A 4,181-nucleotide genomic window follows, 5' to 3' on the forward strand; every position below is an offset into this window, starting at 1 on the left:
CTTCCTGCTGGAAGGACGGGCTCGCGTGACACTGGTTTCAGCGGACGGCAGGGAGATAGCGTATCGCGATGTCGAACCGGGTGACATTTTCGGGGAGCTCGGAGGCATTGACGGGATTGCACGCTCTGCTAGCGTCGTCGCGCTGGAGGCAACCCGCGCTGCACGGCTGTCCGGCACAGCATTCCGGGATATCGTGATGACCCATCCGACTTTCGCCTGGATGCTGCTTGAGCATCTGTCTGCCCAGCTCCGGCGCATGACCGAGCGGGTATTCGAATACAGCACTCTGNTGCATGACGTCTCGGCACTACGGGCGCTGGTCGACAAGAAGGAATAGCGAAGGCTGTCGCTGCGGCGGGGGGGCGATACCGCACATTTCGTGCGACAGGCTTGACGCGTACCCGCGGACCTGCTGTGCCAACCAAAAACAGACCGCAACCCTTATTTTCCGGCAGTCCTGCCTTGATAAGGTCGGCTATCTCGCGGTCGATGATCTTCGGATCACTCTGAATCGAGGTGCACGCCACATTTTTTTCGCAATGAAGCCGGGGAGAGCTTCAAAGCCCTGGCAGCATTGGCGTGGACTCCTCCGGTCGTCCAAGGCGGCTGGCGTTGATGGACTTGGGCATGGGGAAGAGCAAGGCCCTGCGCGCCTATCAGCGGCGCACGAAGGCAGCCGACGCGCTGATCGCGTCGAGCTACAGCAGCACGTGTGCTCATGGCGCCGATATAGCGCGGCGTGCGCGTCGCCAGCGCGCGTTTAGGCCGGCTTAAATTAGCAGTCGCTCAGCACTGGTGCGATAACACCAGGAAGATGGGATTCACATTCGCCGCGTTCCGATCTAGAATCGCCCAACGCTTGCCACTGGTCGCTAACTCTCATCCCAAAAATCCTGCAGCGAGGCGTGCCGAAGGTCTTCCTCCCCACGTAGGTGCTTGATGCGGGCCTTGATGCCTGGCTTGACCCACTGAGTTGCCGGCCGCCTTGGCATTTCCTTGGGCGGTGGCCCAGCATGTTCTTGGACACGCTTCCAAAGCCGCTCCCGCATTTCGCGGTTGACGCTCACGAACGCACTACCGATTATTTCCCGGTGCCCGGCTCGGCCATAAGGGCGAAGGCCGGCTTGCCCCTCTCTCGTTCAACTCCGAGAAGTTCAAACTCGCTTTCGGTAAAGGATTTTGTCTTCAGCCAATTGGTGGTCGGGCCGCCGCGATATTTGCTGTCTCGACGCTTCGATAACATCCCCTCCAGGCCGGCCGCGTCGATCAGATGATAGATCGCATTTGCCTCGCCCGGCATTGTCTCACTAAACTGGATGCGGCTATCAGCCCCTATAAGGCCGGCCAGGATTTCCCGCCGATCCTCAAGTGCCATGTCGCGCAAGTCGTGGCCGTTGAGATGCAGCAGATCGAACGCGACGAAATAGAGGTCATGCTGGCGCCTGGTGATGGCCTTGCGCAGCGCGGCAAAATCCGAAAGGCCAGCCTCATTCAAGACGACGACTTCGCCGTCGATGATGGCGTTCTGTACGTTGAGACCTTTGGCTGCCTCGACCAGATCGCGGTACTTCGATGTCCAGTCTAGGCCGCGGCGGGTGAAGATCCGCACACCGCCGGCGTCGATGATGATTTGGGAGCGGTAGCCGTCGAATTTTGCTTCATGCATCCAGTCATCGCCTTGGGGCGGCTTTGCTACCAAGGTGGGCATCATCGGCGGGACAAACTTCAAACGCATGCATTGACTCGCAAAACCGCGATTTCAATTAGCATGCGCTTAATTAGTTCCAATTTTAACGAATCGTTGACCGCGCTGTCCCAGAATAGGACGGCGCGGTCNATTAGCATGCGCTTAATTAGTTCCAATTTTAACGAATCGTTGACCGCGCTGTCCCAGAATAGGACGGCGCGGTCAAACCCCAACCCGGGATTGCGCAGGCGGCTCCGGCAATCCAGCTCCCCCGCCTCACTGTCGGAGCCGCTTCCACACTCCTCTAGAATTACCAGCAACGGTTGAATCAACTGTTACCGCACTTGCTTTCCAGTGCGCTTTCCCAGTCGTTAAACTTTGATGGAACAGGGCTCTCGCCTTCACGGTTTGCCGCTGAGACAGTCCATCTCAGCGAGGAAGCATGGAAGCCCAAGAGAACATCCGCAACGCCTGGGCCGCCCTCAAGCTGGTTCGCATGGCTATTGAACAGACCTGCCCTGCTGGTGTGCTGCCGAGCGAGGAAGCTGTCCTGCTGCTCTATGGTCCCGAGCCGGTCCATGAGGGCGAGCGCTAGCCAAAGCCATCATTGAGACCGTCGAGAGGCTGACCAGTTGCCTACCGCGTTGATCCGCTGCCGACCGGCTAAGTGAAAGCCTGACGCTTAGCACCCCTCCGAACGGCAAGGTTGGGTGGAAAGCTGTCGTCCGTTTGCTCACCGGAACCAGCAGACAGCGCCATTTCCTGTCATTTGCGCTCGCGAGGCGAAGGTCGCGATCCGACCCGTTCAACGACATTAGTTTACGCCGCCCAAGGACCGCTTCGCACCCCTAAGTTGACACCTGCATAATCGAGCCGATAGCATTCTGCTCTCTGGGCAACCGCCTGGGCACAAAGAGTTCGGAGGGGAGGAAAGTCATGCCGGATGAATTCCAGTTGGCAGCGATGGCCGCCAAGAAGCTCTTCGAGCTGGTCGGGGGGGAAGGCAGCCGCCAAGATCATGGCCGAGTTGTTCCCCGAGAAGCCCCCCGCGTGGCTTCCCGAGGTATACGAGAACGTCGGGAAGATCGTAAACAAGGCAATCTTGACCAACGAGGTTGTGAAGCTTCAGGGCGACTTCTGGGGAATCAAGGAGCAGGCTGTCCTGCTGGATGCAGAGGCGGGAGGGACCGACTACAGACACACGTTGCAGGAGAGTGTGCAGGGACCCTTACTACGTTGCATCGGCAACATGATCCAGGACGACAGGGCCGAGCAGTCGCTGCCGCTCTATCTGATGGCGGGCAACCTGTTGCTCGCCATCATGAAGGACCTCGGCGCGAGCCCCAGTGCGTACGCCCAGCAATCGAAGGTGATGATCAATCACGCGATGACGACCTATCGCAACATCATAGACAAACGGGTCGCAGCAGTGCAGTGCGGCCGTGGAGACCCCCGCATCCGCGACGCGATGCACGACACGCCCGGCATGTTCTACGAGTGGCATGACACCGTCACGGACATCTATTCGGCCCAGCGCTATTACTTCGGCCTCGAGAACCAAGGTGAATGGGCGAGGTACAAAAAGCTCCAGTCCGAGGACTACGCGAGGAAAGCCATCGAGATGGACAAGGGCGTCCACCTTGGTGGCTCGGGCATGGCCTTCTACACTAGCCCGGACTTCAATTGGCCCAAGGGAATGCCAGGGAACCAGCATCCCCACAACTTTGCGTCCTACCTCTCCGGCATTCTGGGCGAGCTGACGGAGAAGCTGGGCGACCCGCCCAGCGTCTGCGACTATTGGGAGTTCGGCTACCTGCACTACGGCAAGGATGACAAGGCGGCCTTTGCCAACGAGTACGTCGACCGCGACGCGTTGAAGGCATACATCGCTAAGAATGACTTTAGGCCGACAAGCATGGCAGTCTACGGCGACTACAATACCTGCATCCCTTCGTGGAAGGCGCGGACCTCGATGTTCTCAGGTCAACCAGATCCAAAGACCGCGCATGTTTACTCGCCGATTCCCTCGTTCCGGGTGGAGGCGCGGGCCGGATGAGGCCAGCTTGGAAATTCTGAAGGAGCACGGTCAGCGGGCGTGCTTCGGTGCCGTTAGTCAATCTAATCTATGCCCAGGGGCTGAAGTCGCTGTGGCAAAGGCGGCCCGGCATCGGGTGCCTCGGCTGGGCCAGCAGTTCCGAAACGGCCCCGAGGCCGCCGATCATTCTGGCGTGTTCGCAGCCTGGCCCCCTGGCCAAGCTGGCATGAAGCTTCGGTCCCGATTCACACTCCGGAACCAACGGCCCGCAATCTAACCTTTTGTCGACCTTCACGGAGACCCAGTGGAACGTCGTAGAAGGCTATAGGCGTGAATCGACCAGTGCCAAACGAATTTCCGCAAAGGGTCGATTCTTGCCGTCCACCGGTACCAAGTGTCATGTGTGGATGCCCCCGTTGATGCAAGGGGATTTTGAACGTCGAAGGCATGTGATCGGGT

General features: G+C 59.1%; 4 protein-coding genes. 3 read left to right on the forward strand and 1 reads right to left on the reverse strand.

What is annotated here, in order from left to right; all coding sequences use genetic code 11:
- The first annotated feature begins 25 nt into the window (after positions 1-25).
- Positions 26-337 carry a Crp/Fnr family transcriptional regulator gene (locus X738_RS80225; protein WP_441295566.1) on the forward strand — a complete coding sequence of 104 codons (312 nt, stop codon included), beginning with the start codon at positions 26-28 and terminating at the stop codon, positions 335-337.
- Between the two features lie 744 nt (positions 338-1,081).
- Here X738_RS80225 and X738_RS80230 read toward each other — a convergent pair.
- Positions 1,082-1,666 (reverse strand): ATP-dependent DNA ligase, encoded by a 585-nt coding sequence (locus tag X738_RS80230; protein ID WP_441295565.1) that lies wholly within the window; start codon positions 1,664-1,666, stop codon positions 1,082-1,084.
- Between the two features lie 463 nt (positions 1,667-2,129).
- Between X738_RS80230 and X738_RS86595 the strand changes: the two genes are divergently transcribed.
- Positions 2,130-2,282 (forward strand): hypothetical protein, encoded by a 153-nt coding sequence (locus X738_RS86595; RefSeq protein WP_023804226.1) that lies wholly within the window; start codon positions 2,130-2,132, stop codon positions 2,280-2,282.
- 423 nt (positions 2,283-2,705) lie between these two features.
- Entirely contained in the window at positions 2,706-3,743 is a 1,038-nt protein-coding gene (locus X738_RS80245; protein ID WP_023804227.1) for a hypothetical protein, read from the forward strand.
- The last annotated feature ends 438 nt before the right edge of the window (positions 3,744-4,181 follow it).

Origin of the sequence: Mesorhizobium sp. L48C026A00 (assembly GCF_000502375.1) — a bacterium.
Taxonomy (GTDB): Bacteria; Pseudomonadota; Alphaproteobacteria; order Rhizobiales; family Rhizobiaceae; genus Mesorhizobium; species Mesorhizobium muleiense.

Excerpts from the sequence above, each read along its gene's own strand:
- X738_RS80230 (WP_441295565.1), bottom strand. The coding sequence starts at position 1,666 with ATGCATGAAGCAAAATTCGACGGCTACCGCTCCCAAATCATCATCGAC.
- X738_RS80245 (WP_023804227.1), top strand. The coding sequence starts at position 2,706 with ATGGCCGAGTTGTTCCCCGAGAAGCCCCCCGCGTGGCTTCCCGAGGTA.
- X738_RS86595 (WP_023804226.1), top strand. The coding sequence starts at position 2,130 with ATGGAAGCCCAAGAGAACATCCGCAACGCCTGGGCCGCCCTCAAGCTG.